Below are 19,999 nucleotides of genomic sequence, written 5' to 3' on the forward strand. Positions count from 1 at the left end.
CTGGCTATGATGAACTCTCTGGGATCGAAGCCAGCAACTCGCTCAGGACAGCTCTGGCCTGAAGTAGCGGCCAGCTTCGAATCGGCCAATGATCACATGAGACGTGACAGATAGGTGAGTGACGACAGGTCGAACTCGGCCAGCTTGGGGCTGGCCAGCAGGTCGATGATCATGGTGGGGATGCAGGTCCAGTGCGTCACGCCATAGGTGGCGATCAGGCGGGCCGCCAGCTCGCGGTCCCAGCGCGGCAAGATGACCACGGTGGACGCCGTCAGCACCGGGCTCAGCACCCCATAGAGCATGCCGGTGATGTGGAACATGGGCACCACGCCCAAGCTCACGGTTTCGGCGCTGGCATGGCTCCACAGCGCGCCGCCGATGGCGTTGGGCATCAGCGTGCGGTGGGTGTGCATGCAACCCTTGGGCAGGCCGGTGGTGCCCGAGGTGTAGGGCAGCAGGGCCAGGTCGTCGGCCTGCGCCTGGGGCGGGCCGGCGGGGGCCAGGCCTTGCGCGAGTGCGTCGATCCAGCGGGTCACCGGCACACCGCCCGTCAAGGCGGGGGCATCGGCGCGCAGCCAGGCCTCCAAGGCGGGGCCGGGCGAGAGCTCAGGCGGTGTGACCTCGGGCATGGCGTCGGCATAGCGGGTCACCAGCAGGGCCTTGAGCTGGCGCTCCGGCGGCAGCGCGGCATTGGCGCCGTGCACCACGGCAGCACCATCAGCGCCGCAAATCACCACCTTGGTGGCCGGGTCGGTGATGTAGTGGCCGAACTCATCGACCTTGTTCATCGGGTTGACGGGCACGACCACGGCGTCGCAGCGCATCACCGCATAAAAGGCCACCACGTACTGCGGGCAGTTTTGCAAAAACAGCGCCACCCGGTCGCCCCGGCCCACGCCCTGGGCTTGCAGCCACCCGGCCAAACGTTCGGCCTGGGCCTTGAGCTGGCCAAAGCTGAGCGGCTGGCCAAAAAACACATAGGCCGCCTTGGCGGGGTAGCGCGCGGCAGAGACCTCCAGGTTGAACCACAGCGTGGTCTCAGGCAGCACCAGTTGGCGTGGCAGGCGGCGTGGCCAGTGGGCCAGGTGGGGACGGTCAGCAGGCACCATGGGGTCTCCCTTTAGAGGCTCCAAGGCTAACCCCAACGACGAGGGCTCACCACCGGGGCCAGCCCGGGGGGGGCCTGTCGCCCACGCGACTAAAATAGTTTCATTGCTGCCATTGAGCTGTCTGCCATGGTCTACCTCACTCGTCGCGCCTCATTGCTTGCCCTGTGCGGGGGCTTGGCCCTGCCAGTCATGGCCCTAGAGAAGCCCACCGGCCCGGTGGTGCTGAGCGTGGCGGGCGACATCGTGCATCGCAATGCGAGCGACCGTGCAGATTTCGACATGGCCATGTTGGTCGCGCTGCCCCAGCACACTCTGATCACCACCAGCCCCTGGCACAAGCAGCCCACCCGCTTTACCGGGCCGCTGATGCGTGATGTCTTGGCCAGCGTGGGGGCCACCGGCGGCAAGGTGCGCGCAACGGCCTTGAACAATTACCAGATTGAGATTCCCACTGAAGACTTTGACAAGTACAGCGTGGTGCTGGTGCGGCTGGTAGACGGGCAACCCATGCGCATCCGAGACAAAGGCCCGCTGCTGATCATGTACCCCTTTGATCAAAGCTCGGCCCTGCGCACCCAGGTGCATTACGGCCGTGCCATTTGGCAATTGCGGCGCCTGGACATCTTGTGAGGGCTGCCAAAGCCGGTCGTTGGCGCTGGAGCCCCTCGCCCTCGGGCCGCTTCACCCTCTTGATTGGGTTGGTGCTGATTGCCGCCTTTGCGGCCGTGGCGTGGGTGCAATCGCGGCAGTTTTCTCTCTTGCATGGCACACAGCGTCACACCGATGACAACGCGGTATGGAGCTTCCAGCAGCTAGAGACCGAGTCCTTGCTGCTGTCTGAAGCGCTGCGGGACGCCGCTGAAGCACCGCCGGCCTTGAATCAAACAGCGCTGCTGGAGCGCTATGAGATCTTTGTCAGCCGCGCCAAGATGATCGCGCCCGCCGCCATCGGCCACATCATCACCCCAACGCCCCAGCACACCGCCACCTACGCCCAGCTCGAAGACTTTATTGCCATCTGGGACACGGTCTTGGGTGAAGACACGGTGGGCCAGGTGCCCAGCGCTTCGCTGAATGAAATGCGGGCAGCCTTGGTTCAACTGCGCGAGCCTCTGCACCGCCTGACACAGTTGGCCACCCGCTTGAACTCTGAGCGCAATGCGCTGCGCAATGAGGCCATCCGTGAGCAGATCCACATCGGCATTGGCCTGACGATCTTTCTCAGCCTGGCCATGCTGGCCTTTGCCATCATTGTGGTGCGGCAGTTGCGCGCGGCCGAGCAGCGAGGGCGCGAGTTGGAAGCCCTGGCCCAAGGGCTGCGCGAGGCCAGCGAGGCTGCCGATGGCGCCAACCGCGCCAAGTCGGCCTTTTTGGCCAATATGAGCCACGAGCTGCGCACGCCTTTCAACGGCCTGTTGGGGATGTTGGCGCTGCTGGACGACACACCGCTGAACGCCGAGCAAAGCCGCTTTGTGCACACGGCCCGAGAAGCTGCGGAACACCTGCTGGCCGTGCTGAACGACATCTTGGACATCTCACGCCTGGAGGCCGGGCGCATGACCCTCCAGGCCGAGGTCATGGATTTGCACCGGCTCTTGAGCGATGTGGAAACGGTGATGGCCCCCTCGGCCCAATCCAAGGGCCTGATGCTGAGTTTGAGCCTAGACGCTGCACTGCCACGCTGGGTGCGAGGCGACCCTACCCGCATCAAGCAGATCTTGTTCAATCTGCTGAGCAATGCACTCAAGTTCACCGACCAAGGCCAGGTCTCCCTGGAGGCGAGGCAAGAAGCCCCCGGTGACGGCAACAGCCCGGCACGCATCAGTCTGACAGTCAAAGACACGGGCATTGGCATGGACGAGGCGACGCAGCAGCGGCTGTTTCAGCGCTTCAGCCAAGGTGACCACAGCATCTCTCGCAAGTATGGCGGCACGGGCTTGGGTCTGGAGATCTCCCGCAGCCTGGCCCGCTTGATGCACGGCGATATCACTGTCACCAGCCAGCCGCAAGTCGGTAGCGCCTTCAGGTTGGTTTTACCGCTGGACTTGAGTGAAAGCAGCGCGGCAGCGTCTTCGGCGACACCGCAGGCATGGTCCATGCTGCCTGCACTCGATATCTTGGTGGCTGAAGACCACGAAACCAACCGCATGTATGTGGGCACCTTGCTCACCCGCTTGGGCCACAGCGTGCGCTTTGCGCTGAATGGCGAGCAGGCGCTGCGCGAGGCCGAGCGCCGCTTGCCGGACCTGATCTTGATGGACATCCACATGCCCGGCATGGACGGCCTGCAAGCCACGCGCGCCCTGCGAGCCCGACCGCAACCGCTGGGCGGCGTGCCCATCATTGCGCTCACCGCCGACACCCATCCCGACACCCGCGAGCAAGTGCGCCTGGTGGGCATGAACGACTTTTTGAGCAAGCCTTTCCGCTGGCCCGAGCTGGAAGCCGCCCTGCGCCGCCTGCCCGGCTTGCGGCCCCTGAGCCCAGCCGGGCAGGCATCGGCTTCAGTACCGCAGCCTTCAAAGGCCGGCCCCCACCCCGGCAGTGTCTCGCTGCCCGGGCCTGCGCAGGCTCAGCCTGCTGCGGCGCCTGCACCGAGCCGCCAAGCTGCACGCCCGCCCGCACCCCGCAGCCCCCGCAATACCCGCCTAGCACCGGGCGCCATGCGGCAGCACCTGCAAGCAGAAACCTTGTTGGAGCTGTGCGCTCTGCTCAAGGTTGAGGGCCTGCGGCCCTTGCTCAAGTCTTTCTTTGATGATGACAACGCCAGCTACACCCGGCTGTGCGAGGCCGTGCGCCAAGGCCAGGCCAGCGAGGTTCCGGGCCTGGCGCACCAAATCAAGGGGGCGGCCCAGTTGCTGGGTTTGGGGCTGGTGGCCCAGCACGCCAAAGCGCTAGAGCTGGCCGCCAAAGCCGGAGAGCCCCTGCCCGACATTCAAGCCCTGGAGGACGCCTGGGCCACCAGCGAGCAGCTTTGCAGGAGCATGGGCTTTTTGCCTTAGGGATAGCGGGGATGCGGCCATGCCGCGCTTTGGCGGACACTGCGCAGCGCCCTACCACGGCCCTGATGCGACGCCCCGTGCGCTGCCCCGGCATTCATCCCTGCTGAGAAAGACCCGTCATGCGATTCACATCCCGCCTTGCCACACACAGCTTGATCCCCACCTTGCTCTTGCTGAGCTTTGGGGCCGATGTGGCCGCCAGCACCTTGAACCAAAACGTGTCTTGGACGATCAACCGCACAGGCACCAGCACCAAGTACCGGGTCGTGGCCTATGGGGACTCCATCTATGCGGGCTACAACGGCTCCACCGTCAGCGCGGCCAAGTATGCCGCCCCGACGGTCGATGCTGAGTATTTGTCCGCCAGCTGGAATGCCGACATCGAAAGCGTGCGTCGCACCAAGTCAGGCGCGGTGGCACAAGACGTGTATCAGAACAAGATCGTCGCCGAGCGCTCGTTCATGCGGCACAGCAGCACGCGGGTGGTGACCTTTGAGATGTGCGGCAACGACGGCTTGCAGGCCCGCACCGCCTTCAAGAACCAGAACGGCACCTGCAACTACAAAGTCCTGACGGATGCCGAAGCCACCTGCAAGACCTATGTCGGCAAGGCCATGGACTACATCAATGCCAACGCCTATCCGGGCATCAAGCTGAAGATCATTGGCAACCTCTACTACCCCGGCTACGACGCCGACAACACCCAAAGCACCTGCAAAGACCCCAGCACCGGTGCCACGGTGAAGATGCGGGACCGCTTCTTGCCCTCACTCGCCCGCATGAACTACTGGATGTGCGAACTGGCCCGCACCAAGGGCTTTCAATGCGCCGACAACTTTGCCGAGTTCATGGGCGCCGACTACGACACCAATGGCGATGGCCTGGCCGATGTGGACGGCCTGCGCTACATCCCTGGCGAGACAGAGCAGAACTATGTGCTGCGCATCACCTCGACGCTGCGCAACACCCTCCGTGATGCCAGCCAGAAGTTCACCTCGGCCGGCAGCAGTTTCGACTACATCCAGTCCGACGATGTTCACCCCACCTACACCGGCACCACGGTGACTTCAGGCCTGTTTGGCGACACCAAGGGCTAGGGTGCCCCGCGCACCACCAGCTTCCCCAATGGCAAGAGCCCTTTGTGGAACCAGTACGGCCACGAGCGCATGGGCTGGCGTCTTTCCACGTCCAACCCACCGGCGCCCTGAGTCGTGTTGACGCAGGCCCGCCATGCCGTTCACTGAGGCCGCAGAGCGGGGTCTGAGCCTGAGGCACGGCGTGGCCTGGGTGGCCTTGTTGGCGGCTGTGGTGGCCTTGGCCGTGTGGTGGCCCACTGCACCCGACGAAGTGCCCGAAGTGCAAACAGCCCACCCGCCTGCAGCCGAGCAGGCGATCAGCGTCGCAGCTTCCTCGGCCCAAGCCCCGGTGCCCACCGCAGGCATCAAGGCAGTGCCTGCCGCCGCGCCAGCGTCTGGCCCCAGCGCGGCCGCAGCCCACACCGACCTTGCCGCCCACGTGCCGCCTGGGCAGGCGCCGGCCATGGCCGAGGTCATCCAGCGCCTGAACCAAGCCGGTGTGCGCAGCGGTTTGGGCGCGTTCAACCCGCCAGGCACCCGTCCGCCCTTGATCGGCTTGGCGGTGCCGCAAGACTTTGAACTGCCCCCTGGCTTTATGCGCCACCATCAAGCCACCGATGACGGCCAACGCATTGAGGCCGTGCTGATGTTTACGCCCGACCACCCTTATGTGCTGGCCCACCCAGACCTGCGCAACCGGGTGGTGCCCCCCGAGATGGCGCCCGAAGGCTTGCCCCTGCGCACCATCACCCTGCCCGCCCCCCGGAGCCACCAGCCATGAAGCCAGCGCTGGCGTTTTGCCTGCGCAGCGGGCTGGGGCATATTGTGCTCAGCGGCGTGCTGTTGGCGCTCTATGCGCAAGGGCCTGGCCTGTGGGGGCTGGGGGTGGTGGCCTTGCTGCCCTGGCTCATCCACTTGAACCAAACCCACAGCCTGCGCGGTGCGCTGCTGCAAGGCTGGCTGTTCAGCGTGCTGCTGTGCGCCGCCTGCCTGAGCTGGTTTGGCGTGGCCATCGGGCACTACACCCAATGGGGCAGCGCAGGCGGCTTATTGGCACTGCTGTTGGCCGCCCCCTTGTTGCAGCCGCAAGTGCTGGTGTTTGCGCTGGTGCGCCACAGCGTGCGCCAGCGCCACGGGGCGGCGCTCGGCGCCTGGGCCGGGGCCGCCGCCTGGGTGGGCACCGAATGGGCCTGGCCCAAGCTTTTGGGGGACACCCTGGGCCACGGCCTAGCACCCGCCCTGTTGCTGCGCCAAGCGGCCGACTTGGGCGGCGCGGCGGGGCTGACCTTGATGCTGCTGCTCAGCAACGAAGCCTTGGCCGCCGCCTGGGCTCAGCGCAAGGCCGGTGTTGCGCAGTGGCTCAAGCCGCTGGGCTGGGCGGCCTTGGGGCCTGCCGTGCTGAGCGCCTACGGCGCCGTGGTGCTGATGACCTGGGCACCGCCGCCCGGCCCACCGCTGCGCCTAGCCCTGGTACAGACCAATATCACGGACTACGAAGCCCTGCGCGAACAACATGGCAGCTATGCCGTAGTGCGCCAAGTGCTGGAGACCCACTTCGCGATGAGTTATGACGCTGTCGAGCGCCAAGGCGCTCAGGCCGTGGTCTGGACAGAGACCGCCTACCCCACCACGCTGGGCCAGGCCAAGAGCGAGGTGGGCGCCGAACTCGATCAAGAGATTTTGGCCACCATCCAGGCCGCCGGTGTGCCCTTTGTGCTGGGCACCTATGAGCGCGACGAGCAGGGCGAATTCAACGCGGCCGCCTTTGTGAACCCGGACACCGGCCTGCTTGGCTTCTATCGCAAGACCCGGCTGTTCTTCTTGACGGAGACCGTGCCGGCTTGGGCAGACGGCCCACTGCTGCAACGCTGGCTGCCCTGGGCGGGGCGCTGGCAGCCTGGCAGCGGCGCCAGGGTGTTCCCCCTGCGGCTCAAAGACGGCCGCGAGGTGCCTGTGCTGCCGATGATCTGCCTGGACGACGTGGACACGGGCTTGGCCGTGCAGGGCGCACGCCAGGGTGCGCAGGCCTTGCTGACTTTGTCTAACGACAGTTGGTTCAAGCACGCGCCGCAAGGCGCCAAGCTGCACCAGGCCGTCGCCCTGTTCCGCAGCATTGAGACGCGGCTGCCGCAGTTCCGCGTCACGCCCAGTGGCTACAGCGCGGTGTTCGACCCGCTGGGCCGGGTGGTGGCCAGCGCCGGCCTGGGCGAGCGTGCCTTGGTGGTGGCCGAGGTGCCTGTAGGCCCCGCACCGCCGACCTTGATGCTGGCCTGGGGCGATTGGGTGGGTGGGGTGTGCTGGGCCTTTTTGGGGCTGCTGGGGCTGAAGACTTGGCGGCGCTGGGTCTGGCCTGCGGCCAGCGCGCAGCCCCCTGCAGTGTCATGGCCAGCACCCGCCATGGCCACGCCGCCACTGGCCGTGCGCGGATTGCAAGTGCTGGTCGGCGCCACCGCCCTGGCACTTGCGCTGGCCTGGCTCTTGCTGCCCACGTGGCGGCCGCAGGCCAGCCTGCAGCTCAAGCTCTTTGCCGCCCTGGTGGTGCTGCCTCAGCTGTGCGCTTGGGGTTGGGCCTGGGCCGCCCGGCGCAGTCTGCGGGCGGCGTCCTCAGCCCTGCCACCGGCGGCCAAGCCCACACTCTTTTGGGCCCACCCAGCCTGCAAATTCGGCCTGCTGCCTTTGGCCTTGGCCGGGGTGGCCTTCCGACTGCACCAGCACATTGTGTTTGGCGGCACCTGGGGCGAGTGGCAGAGCCTGGGGGCCGAGGCCTATCTGCGCGGCTTTGCGCTGTGGTGGGCCATGTGGCTGATGGGCGTGGTGCTGTGCGCAGCGGTGCTGCGTGCGGGGCTGGAAGGGGTGATCGCGCTGCTTCGCCAAGTCCAGCCCGACACCGCCGCGCGCCTGCGCCCCCTGCTGGAGCGGCTGGGCTTGCTGCTGCTGTATGCGGGCCTGCCGCTGTGGCTGTGGTTCAGGACCTAGGGTCTGTTGACATACAAATCCTAGTGATCACACCATCACCGGCTCAGGCTCCAGCCGGATGCCAAAGCGGCCATAGACGCTTTCTTGGATGGCGCGGGCCAGGGTTTGGACTTCGGAGCCCACCGCCTCGCCGCGATTGACCAGCACCAGGGCTTGCTTTTCATAGACCCCGGCGTGGCCAATGGTCTTGCCCTTCCAGCCACAAGCGTCAATCATCCAACCGGCTGCCAGTTTGAAGCTGCCATCGGGCATGGGGTAGTGCACGATGTGCGGGTCGCGGGCAATGATGTCTTTGCACTGCTCCGGGCTGACCACCGGGTTCTTGAAGAAGCTGCCCACATTGCCAATGATGGCCGGGTCGGGCAGCTTGGCGCGGCGGATTTCGCAGACCCAGTTGAAGATGGTGCGCGCGTCGGGGCTGGCGTTGCCCGTCTCGGCCATTTTGCGCTCTAGGTCGAGATAGCTGAGCATGGGCTGCCAGGGCTTGGGCAGGCGCAACCGCACGCGGGTGATCACGCTTTTGCCCGCTAGAGCCTGCTTGAAGACGCTGTCGCGGTAAGCAAAGTGGCACTGATCGGGATAGAGGGTGACGGTGCGGCCGGTGGTCAGGTCCACCGTGTCCAGCGAGTGAAAGCGGTCTTTCAGCTCCAAGCCATAAGCGCCAATGTTTTGCACGGGCGCGGCCCCCACGGTGCCTGGGATCAAGGCCATGTTCTCCAGGCCGCCCAAGCCTTGGTCCAGGCTCCAAGCCACCAGGTCGTGCCAGCGCTCGCCCGCACCGGCCTCAACCACCACCGCCTCGGGGCCGTCTTCCAGCACCTTCAGGCCCGGAACTTCGATCTTCAGCACCAATTCGGGCATGTCCCGGGTGAGAATCACGTTGCTGCCGCCGCCCAGAATGAATTTGGGCGCGCGGCCCATGTCCGGTGAATCGACCACGCGGCGGACATCGGCCTCAGAGGTGATGCGCACCAAGCGGCCTGCCAAGGCAGGCAGGCCAAAGGTGTTGTAGGGCTTGAGGCTGACGCCGGTTTCGATCTGCATGGCAGAATTTTCCGCTTTTTTCATGGTGGCCCCGTGCCCCGCAGCCAGAGATAAATCATGCCTAGTTTTGACGTTGTGCTTGAACCCGATATGGTCGCCATCAAGAACTCGGTGGCCAACGCCGAGAAGGAGATCGGCACGCGCTTTGACTTCAAGGGCACCAGCGCCAGCGTGGAGTTGAAAGAAAAGGAAAAGGAGCTGGTGCTGATTGGCGACAGCGACTTCCAGATCGAGCAGGTCAGCACCGTGCTGATCGGCAAGCTCACCAAGCAAAGCGTGACCGTAAACTACCTGGACATGAGCGCCAAGATCGAGAAGATCGGCGGCGACAAGGTCAAGCAGGTCTACAAGATCAAGGCCGGCATTGAAGCTGAGTTGGCCAAGAAGATCACCGGCGCCGTCAAAAACAGCAAGCTCAAGGTGCAGGCCAGCATCCAGGGCGACGAAGTGCGCATCACCGGCAAGAACCGCGATGACTTGCAAACCGCCATCGCCTTGCTGCGCAAAGACTTTGCCGACCAGCCGTTGAAGCAGCAGAACTTCCGCGACTGATGCAGGTGACACCGCTCGCACCCGTCGCCCTCAGCGCCGCTCAGCCGGTGCTGCAGACGGCCCGGCTGCGACTGGTGGGCAACAACCCGCACCTAGGCGCTGCGGTGGCCGACTATATGGTGCTCAACCGCGCCCACTTCGCCCCCTGGGACCCACCCACGCCGCCGGAGTTCTTCAGCGCCGACGGCCAAACCGAGCGTGTGCTGCAAGGCGTGGCGGCCTTTGCGCGCGGCGAGGCCTTTCGCTATTGGCTGCAGCCGCTGGAAGAGCCCGAGCGTGTGATCGGCTCCATCCACTTCAGCCAAGTGGCACGGGGCGCTTTTCAGAGTGCCGCACTGGGCTACGCCCTGGATGCCGCCGCACAAGGCCAGGGCCTGATGCACGAAGCCCTGCAAGCCGGTATCGCAGAGATGTTCTCGCCGCGCGTCAACCTGCACCGCCTTCAAGCCGCTTGGCAGCCCAGCAACCTGCGCAGCGGCGCCGTGCTGCAGCGCTTGGGCTTTGTGCAAGAGGGCTTGGCCCTGCGCTATTTGTTCATCAACGGCGCATGGCGCGACCACTGCATCTCGACCTTGCTCAACGAGCGCTTCGAAGCGCCATCGGCTTGGACGGCCGCTGAACAGGGCTGACTTCGGTCGTGTTTTCAGGGTATCGCGAAGGGCCAGGGCCTGGATGATGTGAGCAAGTTGCTGCCATGGTGCCCAAAGGGGCAGGCAGTGTGTCGTTGAGAACTTGCCCCACAAGGCCCGCCATGTCCACTTCTGTGCAGCGATTTCGCACCCCCATCACCGCCATCGTGCTCGGCCTGGCCGTTTTGGCCGCTTGCTTCATGGCCATGGTGAGGGCTGACAACAAGGTCATCACAGCCTCCAGCCAACGCTACGAGAGCTTTCTGCTGGCTGATGAGCTGCGCCAAAGCTCTGACGACCTGACCCGACTGGCACGCACCTATGTGGCCACCGGGGACGCGCGCTGGGAGCAGCAATACTTTGAGATTCTGGACATCCGCAACGGCAAGAAGCCCCGCCCCAGCCACTACGAGCGGATTTACTGGGACTTCCGCGCGGCCAACATGGCGGTCCCCCCCGCCGCAGGCGAGAGTGTGCCGCTGCAAGAGCTGATGAAGCGCGCAGGCTTCACCGAGGCGGAGTTCGCCAAGCTCAAGCAAGCGCAGCAGAACTCTGACGACTTGGTGAACACCGAGACCGTGGCCATGAACATGGTCAAGGGCTTGTTCAAGGACGAGAAAGGCCAGTTCACGCAGAAGGGTGAGCCCGACAACGCCAAGGCGCTGGCCATGATGCATGACCTGACCTACCACCAGTACAAGGGCAAGATCATGGCTCCGGTCAATGAGTTCTTGACCCTGCTGGACGAGCGCACCGCCGCTGAAGTCGCCAGTGCTGTCGCGCAACGCAAGCTGTGGGTCATGATCGTTACCGCAGCCGGCCTGCTCACGCTGGCCTGCACCCTTTGGGCCCTGCGCCAATGGTGGTGGATTAACGGCCGTCTGGGTGCCGACCCTGACACCGTTGTCGGAGTGGTGCAGCAATTGGCCACGGGCGATTTGAACGCCGCCAAAGCGCATGCCCAAGCCCCTGCTGGCAGCGTGCTGGCCGGGCTGCATGGCATGGGTGTGCAGTTGGCTCAGGTGATTGCCACCGTGCGGGTCAGCGCCGAAAACGTTGCGTCGGCCAGTGGCGAGATTGCCCAGGGCAATCAAGACCTGTCCAACCGCACCGAGCAACAAGCCAGCGCCTTGCAAATGACCGCCTCGACGATGGACGAATTGGGCACCACGGTGCGCAACAACGCCGACAACGCCAAGCAAGCCAACAGCCTGGCGCTGGGGGCCTCTCAGGTGGCCGCCCAGGGCGGTGAGGTGGTGAACCAGGTGGTCGAGACCATGAAGGGCATCAATGACTCTTCACGCCGCATCAACGACATCATCTCGGTGATTGACGGCATTGCCTTTCAAACCAACATCCTGGCCCTGAATGCAGCGGTGGAAGCCGCCCGAGCCGGTGAACAAGGCCGAGGCTTTGCGGTGGTGGCCGGTGAGGTGCGCAGCCTGGCGCAGCGCTCGGCCGACGCGGCCAAAGAGATCAAACAACTCATCACCTCCAGTGTGGAGCGTGTGGACCAAGGCACGGTGCTGGTCGACAAGGCCGGCCAGACCATGCAAGAGATCGTCAGCGCCATCGAGCGCGTCAACCAAGTGGTCTCAGAAATCTCCACCGCCAGCCAAGAGCAGAGTGCCGGTGTGCAGCAGGTGGGCCAATCCATCACGCAGATGGATCAGGCCACCCAGCAGAACGCTGCGCTGGTGCAGCAAGCCGCCGCATCAGCCGATAGCCTCAAAGGTCAGGCGCAAGAGCTGGTGCGCGCTGTGGCCAGCTTCAAGGTGCATTGAGCCTGAGCCTCATGTCATGAGGCGTGCCAACCCGCCTTGCCGTCATGGCGGGCTTGGCGCTCTTGGTCGGCTTGCATCTCGCGCTCGAACTGCTCGCGGGCTTGGCGCACGCGCACGATCAGGTCCTCTTCGTTGTGACGCTCAGCCTGGGCTTTGCGCAAGAAGTCGAGTGAATAGCGCCTGAAGTTGTCGGCCATCAGTTTGGCTTGGGCGCGGTCCATGCCCAAGGCCTCCAGGGTCGAGCGCCCGCTGCGCAGCGAAGATTCAAACACCTCGCGCTCCACATGGGGCACGTTCAGCTCGGCCAGCTCCATGGCGTGCAGGGCATCGCGCGCGCGGGCCACGATGTGCACATGGGCAAACTCGTGCTGCAGCACTTCGACCAAGCGGTTGCACTGGGCCGAATCATCGACCGCCACCACCATGGCTTTGGCATGGTGGATGCCTGCGGCATGCAGCAAGTCGGGTTGCGTGGCGTCACCAAAGTAGACCTTGAAGCCAAAGCGGCGGGCGCTGTCCACCGTGTCGGCGTCGTGGTCGATGACCGTGGGTTTGACACCCGCCGCCAACAATAGGCGGCACACCGTTTGGCCGTAGCGCCCAAAGCCTGCCACGATGACGGGCGGGTGCTCGTCTTCGATGGCATCGGCCTCACGCTCTTGGGTGCTTTGGCGGCACCAGCGGTCAAACAGCATCAGCAGCAAAGGCGTGCTGACCATGGACAGCGCGGCGATCAGGGTCAGCAAATTGGCCTGCGCCTCGGGCAGCGCGCCAGAGAGTTTGGCAGCCGCCAGCACCACAAAGGCAAACTCGCCCACTTGCGACAGCAGGACGGCCAGCAGGGCTTTATCGCGCCCTTTCAGCCCGACCCAAGGCGCCAGGCCCCAAAGCGCCACCAGCTTCAAGCCCACCACCGCCACCAGACCCAGCACCACCTGAACAGGCATGCTGGCCAGCAGGCCCAAGTCCATGCTCATGCCCACGGCGATGAAGAACAGGCCCAGCAGCAGCCCCTTGAAGGGCAGGATGTCGGTTTCCAGTGCATGGCGATACTCGGAACTGGCCAACAGCACCCCGGCCAAGAAGGCGCCCAGGCCCATGGACAGGCCCACATGCTCCATCAAAGCCGCCACGCCCAAGACCAGCAGCAGCGCAAAGCCGGTGAACAGCTCGCGCACCTGCATGCGGGCCACAAAGCGCATCACCGGATAGGCCACATAGCGGCCCAGCACCACCACCGACGCCACGGCCGCGATCTGCCATACAGGCCCGTGGTGCGGGTGGTCGACAGCTTGGGCATCAGGTGCGGCCGTGCCCAACACGGCCGCCAAGGCCAAGAGCGGAATGGCCGCAATGTCTTGGTAGAGCAGCATGGAGAAACCGCTGCGGCCCACGGGGGCGGCCATCAAATTGCGCTCTTGCATCAAGGCCACCACGATGGCGGTGGACGACAGCGCCAAGGCCAAGGCACCGATGAGGCTGGCCTGCCAGGTCCAGCCCACCAACAAGCCGACCGGAAAGAGTGCGGCCGCACAGGCCAGCATTTGCAGCGTGCCGCCGCCAAAGACCGCGCCACGCATCTCCCACAGGCGCTTGGGCTCCAGCTCCAGGCCGATGACAAACAGCATCAGCACCACGCCCAACTCTGAGACATGCAGCAAGGCTTGCGGGTCGTTGACCAGGCCTAGGCCGACCGGCCCGATCACCACGCCGGCCACCAAGTAGCCCAGCACCGAACCTAGCCCTAAGCGCACGGCCAGCGGCACAAAGATCAAGGCCGCGGCCAAAAACAAAATCGCTTGCATCATGGGGCGGTTCCTCCTTGCGCGCTCAAGGCCTCAAAGGCCTCGCACTGCGTCTTGAGCGATGCACACCAGCCGCTCAGCACCTCTGGGGCGGTGGAGTGCCCACCGTGCACCACAAAGGGCCTGAACCACTGCATGCCGCAAAAGCGGGCCGTGTGTTCAATGGGCGCCACATAGTCGGCAAAGGGCCGCTTGTGCATGCCCTCGGGCGTGTAGGCCGCCTCCGAGCCACCGGCACTCGCCACCCACCAGCAGGCTTTGCCTTGGAGGGCCTCGCCGCCGTGGCCATAAGCCCAGCCGTGGGCCAGCACTTGGTCTATCCAGTGCTTCATCAAGGCGGGCACGCTGTACCAATAGACGGGCGCCAACCAGACGATGTGCTGGGCGCGCTGCAACGCTTGCTGCTCGGCCTCGACATCAATGTCGAAATCGGGATAGAGCTGGTAGAGCGAACGCACCTCAGCGCCGGGCCGTGATTGCAGCACCGATAAAAGATCTTGGACCACCCGGGACTGCGAAGGCCGGGGGTGAGCATGAATGATGAGCATGGGGCAGAAGCTGATGAATTCGTGAAGCTAGGGTCATCATAGTCAGGCCGCCCACCGCCCAATGGGCCATGGCCTCTAATGTCTGTTGAGCGCCCCCGGGCGGCATGCCACGTGGCAAGCCTCAACCTTGGTGTCCCGCAGGCACCGGTGCCAGAGCTGCCGCCACTTCATGCGACAAAAAATCGTACACCGCGCGGATGCGCGCACTGGTGCGCAGTTCACGATGCACGGCCAGCCACATGGGCAGCGCAGGCAACGGCATCATGGGCAGCAGCGTCTGCACATTGGGGTCGGTACGGATCAGGTATTCGCTCATGAAGCCCACGCCCAACCCAGCGCGGACCGCCGACCACTGTGCGATCAGATCGTCGGTACGCAAGACCGCTCGCAGTGCACCAGCAGGAAAGCCCATGGCTTCGAAGCCACGGTCCACTTCCCGGTTGTGATCGCCGGCGATCACATCGTGCTGTGGCAAGTCCTCCAGACGCTGCGGTGTGCCCGAGCGTTGCAGATACTGCTGGCTTGCACAGGCCCGCAGGCTCACCCACCCAATGCGTTTGGCCACCAGGCTTTGTTGATCGGGGGACACCATGCGCAAGGCGATGTCAGCCTCTCGTCGCAGCAGGTTGCTCACCGTGTTGCTGACCACCAGTTCGATCATCACGTGGGGCAAGGCCTGCCGCAGCCGAGCCAACATCGGGGGCAACAAGAAGCATGCAACAGGCTGGCTGGCCGACAAGCGCACCCGCCCCTGCGTTGCCTGGCTGGCGCCACTGGCCAGCCGCGAGAACTGATGAGCGCCCTCCTGCATGGTGCGGGCCGCGTCCGCCAAGGCCAGCGCATGCTCCGTGGCCTGCAGCCCTCGGCCGGTGCGCTCGAACAAGACCAGCTTCAGTTGGGACTCAAGTTCGGCCAGGTGCCGACCCAATGTGGGCTGGCTGACACCCGTGGCCTTGGCCGCTCGCAACAGACTGCCATGCTCCAAGGCTGCCAAGAAGGACTGGATCAGCGTCCAGTTGAAGCTCGATACATTCATATTTGAATAACTGCATGCATCATTTATGCAATTGTGTTCCTCCAGACCGCTTTCCACAATCGGCTCCATCGCTGTGAACCTGATGGAGTGCTCAATGGATCGACGTCAATGGCTACGTATTGCAGGCGGCGGGGTTGTGGTGGCCGCAACCGCCCCGGTGCTGTCCGGATGCTCGTCTGACCTGCCCGCTGAGGCGGTGGCCGCTTGGCAGGCCCCTTCGGCCGAACTAGACCTGCGTCGATGGGTGTTGTCGCATGCCTTGCTGGCGCCACACGCCCACAACCTGCAATCGTGGGTGGTCGACCTGCCTGAGCCCGACACCATGGTGTTGCGCATGGACATGGCGAGGCTGCTGCCCGAGACCGATCCACTGTCTCGGCAGATGGTGATCAGCCAAGGCACTTTTCTCGAACTCCTCGACATGGCTGCGCGTCAGCGGGGGCACCGTGCCGTTATCACGACATTTCCAGAGGGGTCATACGGAGCACAGCCGGACGCGCGTCCGACGGCGCACATTCGCTTGGTACCCGACACCACGGTGTCACCGGACCCACTGTTTGCCCAGGTGTTCAAGCGCCACACCCACCGTGGTGCCTACGAAGCGCGCGACCCGTCGCCTGAGGCCCTCAAAGCCATGGGTGACAGCGTGGCAGCGTGGCCGGTAACCCTCGGGTGGGTCACCCGCGCCCAGGGCGAGGCCCTCAGAGAGCATGGCCGCATTGCCATGGCGGCTTGGCAGACCGAACTGGTGACCCCCCGGACCCTGCTGGAGTCTTACCACCTGCTGCGCATCGGCCCCACTGAAATTGCCCAGCACCGTGACGGTATCGCCCTGAACCGACCTGACATTCGGCTCATCAACGCCCTAGGCTTGTTCGACCGCAGCAAAGCATCGGCACCTGACAGCAGCGAGATCAAAGAGCAGCTCGCCAGCTTCAACCAGAACATCGCCAGCACGCCCGCCTATGTGTGGATCCGCACCGCAGCCAACGACCGCAGCACCCAGTTGCAAGCCGGTCGGGCCTATGTGCGCTTGCAGCTGGCCGCCACCGCGCACGGGCTGTCCATGCACCCTTTGTCGCAAGCGCTGCAGGAGTACCCCGAGCAGCTAGCGCATTACGATGCAGCACACAGGCTCATGGGTGGTGGTGCGTCTGGACACACCGTGCAGATGTGGACGCGCTTGGGATATGCCAGCACACCGGGCACTCCTTCGCCACGGCGTGGCCTGGAGGCACAATTCCCCGCTGCGTCGAGCCCCAAGGGGCGCGCGTAGGTCATCGCCACCGTGCTGGGGTTCAGTCAGGTGGCATCATGGGTCGGCATGAATCGGCCATCCCGCCTCTGAACGACTGATCACTCAGCTTCTTGCTTTATGTCGATGTCTCGTCGCCGCTGGTGGCAAGCCGCACTGGCGCAATCCCTGGGCCTGCTGTTGCCGACCGGCCTGTGGGCCCACGCCCCCATAGAGGCCAATCCCTTTAGCCTGGGCGTGGCCAGCGGTGCCCCCAGCGACAGCAGCGTGGTGCTATGGACGCGGCTGATGCCGCCCAACCCTTACCGCAACCCCTGGGCCGATGTGCCGCTGGAAGTGCGTTGGGAGTTGGCGCTGGACGAAGGCTTCACTCAACTGGTGCAGCAAGGCCGTCACACCGCCCTGCCCGCTTTGGCCCACAGCGTGCATGTCGAGGTGACCGGCCTGCCCGCCGCGCAGCGCCTGTTCTACCGCTTCCGCGTGGCCGGCTTCATCAGCCCCGCGGGCCAGACCCGCACCTTGCCCAGCCCTCAGCAAGAAGTGGGCAGCCTGCGTTTTGCCTTTGCCTCTTGCCAGCGCTACCACGCTGGGCACTTTGGGGCCTATCGCGCCATGCTGGCCGACCAGCCCGATTTGGTCGTGTTCTTGGGCGACTACATCTATGAGTCCGGCGGGCGCGTGGGCGAGTTCAGAGGCCCGGTCTCCGCTGCCGCCACGGCCCTGAATGACTACCGCGAGCTCTACGCCTTGGCCCGCAGCGACCTGGCCCTGCAAGCCATGCACGCCGCCTGCCCTTGGCTGGTGACCTGGGACGACCACGAGGTCTTCAACGACTATGCGGGTGGCCCCTTGCAAGGCCATGCACGCTGGGGCAGCGTGGCACGCCGATGTGCGGCCTATCAGGCTTGGTATGAGCACATGCCGGTCTCTCCGCGCGCGGTGTTGGGCGGCCTGCAAGCCTTGCTGACAGGGCCTGCGGCACTGCAGGTCTATCAACGCGTGCCGGTGGGCCGATTGGCCATGTTTCACTTGCTGGACACGCGACAGTACCGCGACGACGCCGTGCGCTGCGGCATGGCCGGCCTGTTCAAGGCCGACGATTGCGACGCGGCCCGCGACCCGGCCCGCAGCCTGCTGGGCCGCGAGCAAGAGGCCTGGCTGCAGCAGGGCTTGCAGCAGCAATCGCCAGCGCAGGCGGCCAGCCGCCAACACTGGAATCTGATCTGCCAGCCCACCACTGTCTCACCCCGCCTGCTGCCCGTGTTGGGCGAGCGCAGCTTCAGCGACGGCTGGGACGGCTATGCCGCCTCTCGCCAGCGTTTGATCAACGGCCTGCAGCAGCACCAAGTCAGCGGCCCCGTGATCTTGGGCGGCGACATCCACGAGCACTGGGCCGCCCACTTGCACAGCGGCCCCGGCCTGACCCAAGGCCCCATCGTGGCGCCAGAGTTCTGCTGTACCAGCATCACCTCCCGCGCCTTCGGCGGCCTGAGTAGCGCCGAGATCATGGGCCTGAACCCCCACGTGCAATTCAGCGCCCGCCAGCAGCGCGGCTATGGCCTAGTGAACATGACACCAGAACGCCTGCATGTGCAGATGCGGGTGATTGATGATGTGTTAAAGGAGTGGCCGAGTGTGGGCACGGCGACGCAGTTTGAGGTGGCGCAGGGAAACCCTAGCATGCGGCGTTTGGTGTAGCAACGCGTTACAGATTTGCGGACAATTTGGGTTCGCGTCTACAACACTGATTTCTGAACGAGGAGAGTTCCCATGTCCAAATCCCTGTCGTCCCGGCAAGCCCTTGCTTTGGCTGCTTTGCTGGTGGTGAGTGCATCAGCAAAGGCCGCAGAGTATGAAGTCGAACCGATTCTCAGCCCAACTGGCGGAGTTGTAGCACCGAGCAGCATTGCAACCAATGGTTTGGTAGCTGGTGAGGTCTACGGCACGACTATCACTTGCTTCAAGTATTTGGACGGTGTACTTACCACTTTACCTCTGCCGCCAAACACGCTGCGTTGCGAGAGAGCGGTCACCGACCTCCTGGGCAACATCTCCATGACTGTCGTACCGACGGAGAACCCAAACACGACACGTGTCGTCGAACTCACCACCAATGGTCAGTTTCTAAGCTTGAACGGACTGACTGTCGACGGCAACAGAGTAGTAGCAAGCAAAGGCGGAAGGATGGCTGGCAGCTCCCTTTCGGAAGCGGGGGAACCGCAGGCTTACCTCTTCAACCGGAAGGGTGGCGGAGTGAACGTCGGAGCGCTTACGGGAAAAACGCGCAGTTGGCTGACTGGCCTGAACGCTAAGGGCTGGGCCGTAGGTTACGCGGAAACTGCAGGCAGCCGCCGCACTCAGGCATTTCGCTACAAAGATGGAAAAGTAGTTTGGTTGGGCGCGTTGTCAGAAGGTGGCTCTACATACGTAGCGGGCATCAACGCTGGCTGGACAGCCGTGGGCTCCTCAGAAAGCGTTGCGGACGACTTCATGAGTTATCGCGCTGTGACTTGGAAAGGCAAGTCCGGACCGGTCAACTTGGGAACATTGTTTGACTTGTTTACCCATGGCGAAGCCATCAATTCAACCGGCGTGGTTGTAGGTCGATACGGACTGGGCGCTGCTGGCATGCGCGTTAGCAATGGCGTAATGAGCAACTTGGTTAACTTGATCCCTGCAGACAAGAAAGTGCTATGGGACGGATTGCTTGGCCGAGCCGTTGCCATCAGTGACAACGGCATGATCGTCGGGGCGAACTCCCGATACAACGGTGTCAATGGCGCGGCGTATCTGATGCGCCCCTCGCCATAAGCTCGCTCAAGTCAGGCTGGCGAGCACCTCATCCCACCTCGCGTCTAGCGTGAGCACATCGACGCAGTTTGAAGTGGCCCAGAAAATCCTTCGAATGCGGCATGTGGGACAGCAATGGCAAACCATTCCGCAGAAGACTGCAGACACATCTACAACACTGACTTCTAAACGAGGAGAGTCCCCATGAGCACATCAGCTTTTCCCTACCGCACATTGGCGGTTGCAGCCCTATCGACGATAGGTGCCTCGGCGTTTGCCACCGAGTACTCAATTGAGGCCATCATCGACCCGGATGGCAGCAATGTGAGATGGCCCCCTGAACCACCGGACACGGTCTATCGCTTATCTTTCGTATAGGCAAAGGACTGTGCA

The 19,999-nt window shown here is 64.2% G+C and carries 17 protein-coding genes; 12 read left to right on the top strand and 5 right to left on the bottom strand.

Annotated elements, in window-relative coordinates; genetic code table 11:
* Positions 1-92: 92 nt before the first annotated feature.
* The gene (locus tag ACIQ3Q_RS16600; protein ID WP_396270296.1) at positions 93-1,109 is read right to left on the bottom strand and encodes an AMP-binding protein; all 1,017 of its coding nucleotides are present in this window, start codon (positions 1,107-1,109) and stop codon (positions 93-95) included.
* A gap of 126 nt (positions 1,110-1,235) precedes the next feature.
* Between ACIQ3Q_RS16600 and ACIQ3Q_RS16605 the strand changes: the two genes are divergently transcribed.
* From ACIQ3Q_RS16605 to lnt, 5 genes are all read left to right on the top strand, one after another.
* A complete protein-coding gene (locus tag ACIQ3Q_RS16605) occupies positions 1,236-1,739 on the top strand; it encodes a hypothetical protein (RefSeq protein WP_396270297.1) in 504 nt (167 codons plus the stop codon).
* Positions 1,736-4,111, top strand: coding sequence for an ATP-binding protein (locus ACIQ3Q_RS16610; RefSeq protein WP_396270298.1), 2,376 nt, complete (start codon positions 1,736-1,738; stop codon positions 4,109-4,111). Before ACIQ3Q_RS16605 ends, ACIQ3Q_RS16610 begins: the two co-directional genes overlap by 4 nt.
* Before the next feature lie 119 nt (positions 4,112-4,230).
* Positions 4,231-5,208: an SGNH/GDSL hydrolase family protein gene (locus tag ACIQ3Q_RS16615; protein ID WP_396270299.1), complete on the top strand. Its 978-nt coding sequence runs from the start codon at positions 4,231-4,233 to the stop codon at positions 5,206-5,208.
* A 133-nt stretch (positions 5,209-5,341) separates the two neighbouring features.
* Positions 5,342-5,968 (top strand): hypothetical protein, encoded by a 627-nt coding sequence (locus tag ACIQ3Q_RS16620; protein WP_396270300.1) that lies wholly within the window; start codon positions 5,342-5,344, stop codon positions 5,966-5,968.
* Entirely contained in the window at positions 5,965-8,163 is a 2,199-nt protein-coding gene (lnt, locus tag ACIQ3Q_RS16625; RefSeq protein WP_396270301.1) for an apolipoprotein N-acyltransferase, read from the top strand. The genes ACIQ3Q_RS16620 and lnt overlap by 4 nt, the downstream gene beginning before the upstream one ends.
* 27 nt (positions 8,164-8,190) lie before the next feature.
* On the opposite strand, the gene murB is transcribed toward lnt, so the two are convergent.
* Positions 8,191-9,231, bottom strand: coding sequence for a UDP-N-acetylmuramate dehydrogenase (gene murB / locus ACIQ3Q_RS16630; protein WP_396270303.1), 1,041 nt, complete (start codon positions 9,229-9,231; stop codon positions 8,191-8,193).
* A 33-nt stretch (positions 9,232-9,264) separates the two neighbouring features.
* On the opposite strand from murB, the gene ACIQ3Q_RS16635 reads away from it, so the two are divergent.
* From ACIQ3Q_RS16635 to ACIQ3Q_RS16645, 3 genes are all read left to right on the top strand, one after another.
* Positions 9,265-9,759 carry a YajQ family cyclic di-GMP-binding protein gene (locus tag ACIQ3Q_RS16635; RefSeq protein ID WP_396270304.1) on the top strand — a complete coding sequence of 165 codons (495 nt, stop codon included), beginning with the start codon at positions 9,265-9,267 and terminating at the stop codon, positions 9,757-9,759.
* Positions 9,759-10,388 carry a GNAT family N-acetyltransferase gene (locus tag ACIQ3Q_RS16640; RefSeq protein WP_396270305.1) on the top strand — a complete coding sequence of 210 codons (630 nt, stop codon included), beginning with the start codon at positions 9,759-9,761 and terminating at the stop codon, positions 10,386-10,388. Before ACIQ3Q_RS16635 ends, ACIQ3Q_RS16640 begins: the two co-directional genes overlap by 1 nt.
* 122 nt (positions 10,389-10,510) lie before the next feature.
* The gene (locus ACIQ3Q_RS16645; protein ID WP_396270306.1) at positions 10,511-12,172 is read left to right on the top strand and encodes a methyl-accepting chemotaxis protein; all 1,662 of its coding nucleotides are present in this window, start codon (positions 10,511-10,513) and stop codon (positions 12,170-12,172) included.
* Between the two features lie 14 nt (positions 12,173-12,186).
* Here the strand turns inward: ACIQ3Q_RS16645 and ACIQ3Q_RS16650 are convergent, their stop codons facing one another.
* The 3 genes from ACIQ3Q_RS16650 to ACIQ3Q_RS16660 all read right to left on the bottom strand — a co-directional run bounded on the left by ACIQ3Q_RS16650 (position 12,187) and on the right by ACIQ3Q_RS16660 (position 15,561).
* Complete coding sequence (locus tag ACIQ3Q_RS16650) at positions 12,187-13,980, bottom strand: monovalent cation:proton antiporter-2 (CPA2) family protein (protein ID WP_396270307.1); 1,794 nt, start codon at positions 13,978-13,980, stop codon at positions 12,187-12,189.
* Positions 13,977-14,525 (bottom strand): NAD(P)H-dependent oxidoreductase, encoded by a 549-nt coding sequence (locus ACIQ3Q_RS16655; RefSeq protein WP_396270308.1) that lies wholly within the window; start codon positions 14,523-14,525, stop codon positions 13,977-13,979. Before ACIQ3Q_RS16655 ends, ACIQ3Q_RS16650 begins: the two co-directional genes overlap by 4 nt.
* 121 nt (positions 14,526-14,646) lie before the next feature.
* Positions 14,647-15,561, bottom strand: coding sequence for a LysR family transcriptional regulator (locus tag ACIQ3Q_RS16660; RefSeq protein ID WP_396270309.1), 915 nt, complete (start codon positions 15,559-15,561; stop codon positions 14,647-14,649).
* Positions 15,562-15,655: 94 nt separating this feature from the next.
* On the opposite strand from ACIQ3Q_RS16660, the gene ACIQ3Q_RS16665 reads away from it, so the two are divergent.
* The 4 genes from ACIQ3Q_RS16665 (at position 15,656) to ACIQ3Q_RS16680 (ending at position 19,984) form a co-directional block, all read left to right on the top strand.
* Positions 15,656-16,837, top strand: coding sequence for an Acg family FMN-binding oxidoreductase (locus ACIQ3Q_RS16665; protein WP_396270310.1), 1,182 nt, complete (start codon positions 15,656-15,658; stop codon positions 16,835-16,837).
* Between the two features lie 99 nt (positions 16,838-16,936).
* Positions 16,937-18,514 carry an alkaline phosphatase D family protein gene (locus tag ACIQ3Q_RS16670; RefSeq protein ID WP_396270311.1) on the top strand — a complete coding sequence of 526 codons (1,578 nt, stop codon included), beginning with the start codon at positions 16,937-16,939 and terminating at the stop codon, positions 18,512-18,514.
* A 72-nt stretch (positions 18,515-18,586) separates the two neighbouring features.
* Positions 18,587-19,627, top strand: coding sequence for a hypothetical protein (locus ACIQ3Q_RS16675; protein ID WP_396270312.1), 1,041 nt, complete (start codon positions 18,587-18,589; stop codon positions 19,625-19,627).
* A gap of 183 nt (positions 19,628-19,810) precedes the next feature.
* Positions 19,811-19,984 carry a hypothetical protein gene (locus ACIQ3Q_RS16680; protein WP_396270313.1) on the top strand — a complete coding sequence of 58 codons (174 nt, stop codon included), beginning with the start codon at positions 19,811-19,813 and terminating at the stop codon, positions 19,982-19,984.
* Positions 19,985-19,999 lie beyond the last annotated feature (15 nt).

The organism is Ideonella sp., assembly GCF_044358605.1.
In the GTDB taxonomy this organism is placed as follows: domain Bacteria; phylum Pseudomonadota; class Gammaproteobacteria; order Burkholderiales; family Burkholderiaceae_C; genus Ideonella.

Coding starts and splice junctions, on each gene's coding strand:
- ACIQ3Q_RS16665 (WP_396270310.1), top strand. CDS start 15,656: ATGGATCGACGTCAATGGCTACGTATTGCAGGCGGCGGGGTTGTGGTG.
- ACIQ3Q_RS16640 (WP_396270305.1), top strand. CDS start 9,759: ATGCAGGTGACACCGCTCGCACCCGTCGCCCTCAGCGCCGCTCAGCCG.
- murB (WP_396270303.1), bottom strand. CDS start 9,231: ATGAAAAAAGCGGAAAATTCTGCCATGCAGATCGAAACCGGCGTCAGC.
- ACIQ3Q_RS16655 (WP_396270308.1), bottom strand. CDS start 14,525: ATGCTCATCATTCATGCTCACCCCCGGCCTTCGCAGTCCCGGGTGGTC.
- ACIQ3Q_RS16650 (WP_396270307.1), bottom strand. CDS start 13,980: ATGATGCAAGCGATTTTGTTTTTGGCCGCGGCCTTGATCTTTGTGCCG.
- ACIQ3Q_RS16620 (WP_396270300.1), top strand. CDS start 5,342: ATGCCGTTCACTGAGGCCGCAGAGCGGGGTCTGAGCCTGAGGCACGGC.
- ACIQ3Q_RS16660 (WP_396270309.1), bottom strand. CDS start 15,561: ATGAATGTATCGAGCTTCAACTGGACGCTGATCCAGTCCTTCTTGGCA.
- lnt (WP_396270301.1), top strand. CDS start 5,965: ATGAAGCCAGCGCTGGCGTTTTGCCTGCGCAGCGGGCTGGGGCATATT.
- ACIQ3Q_RS16635 (WP_396270304.1), top strand. CDS start 9,265: ATGCCTAGTTTTGACGTTGTGCTTGAACCCGATATGGTCGCCATCAAG.
- ACIQ3Q_RS16645 (WP_396270306.1), top strand. CDS start 10,511: ATGTCCACTTCTGTGCAGCGATTTCGCACCCCCATCACCGCCATCGTG.
- ACIQ3Q_RS16675 (WP_396270312.1), top strand. CDS start 18,587: ATGTCCAAATCCCTGTCGTCCCGGCAAGCCCTTGCTTTGGCTGCTTTG.
- ACIQ3Q_RS16680 (WP_396270313.1), top strand. CDS start 19,811: ATGAGCACATCAGCTTTTCCCTACCGCACATTGGCGGTTGCAGCCCTA.
- ACIQ3Q_RS16615 (WP_396270299.1), top strand. CDS start 4,231: ATGCGATTCACATCCCGCCTTGCCACACACAGCTTGATCCCCACCTTG.
- ACIQ3Q_RS16670 (WP_396270311.1), top strand. CDS start 16,937: ATGTCGATGTCTCGTCGCCGCTGGTGGCAAGCCGCACTGGCGCAATCC.
- ACIQ3Q_RS16605 (WP_396270297.1), top strand. CDS start 1,236: ATGGTCTACCTCACTCGTCGCGCCTCATTGCTTGCCCTGTGCGGGGGC.
- ACIQ3Q_RS16600 (WP_396270296.1), bottom strand. CDS start 1,109: ATGGTGCCTGCTGACCGTCCCCACCTGGCCCACTGGCCACGCCGCCTG.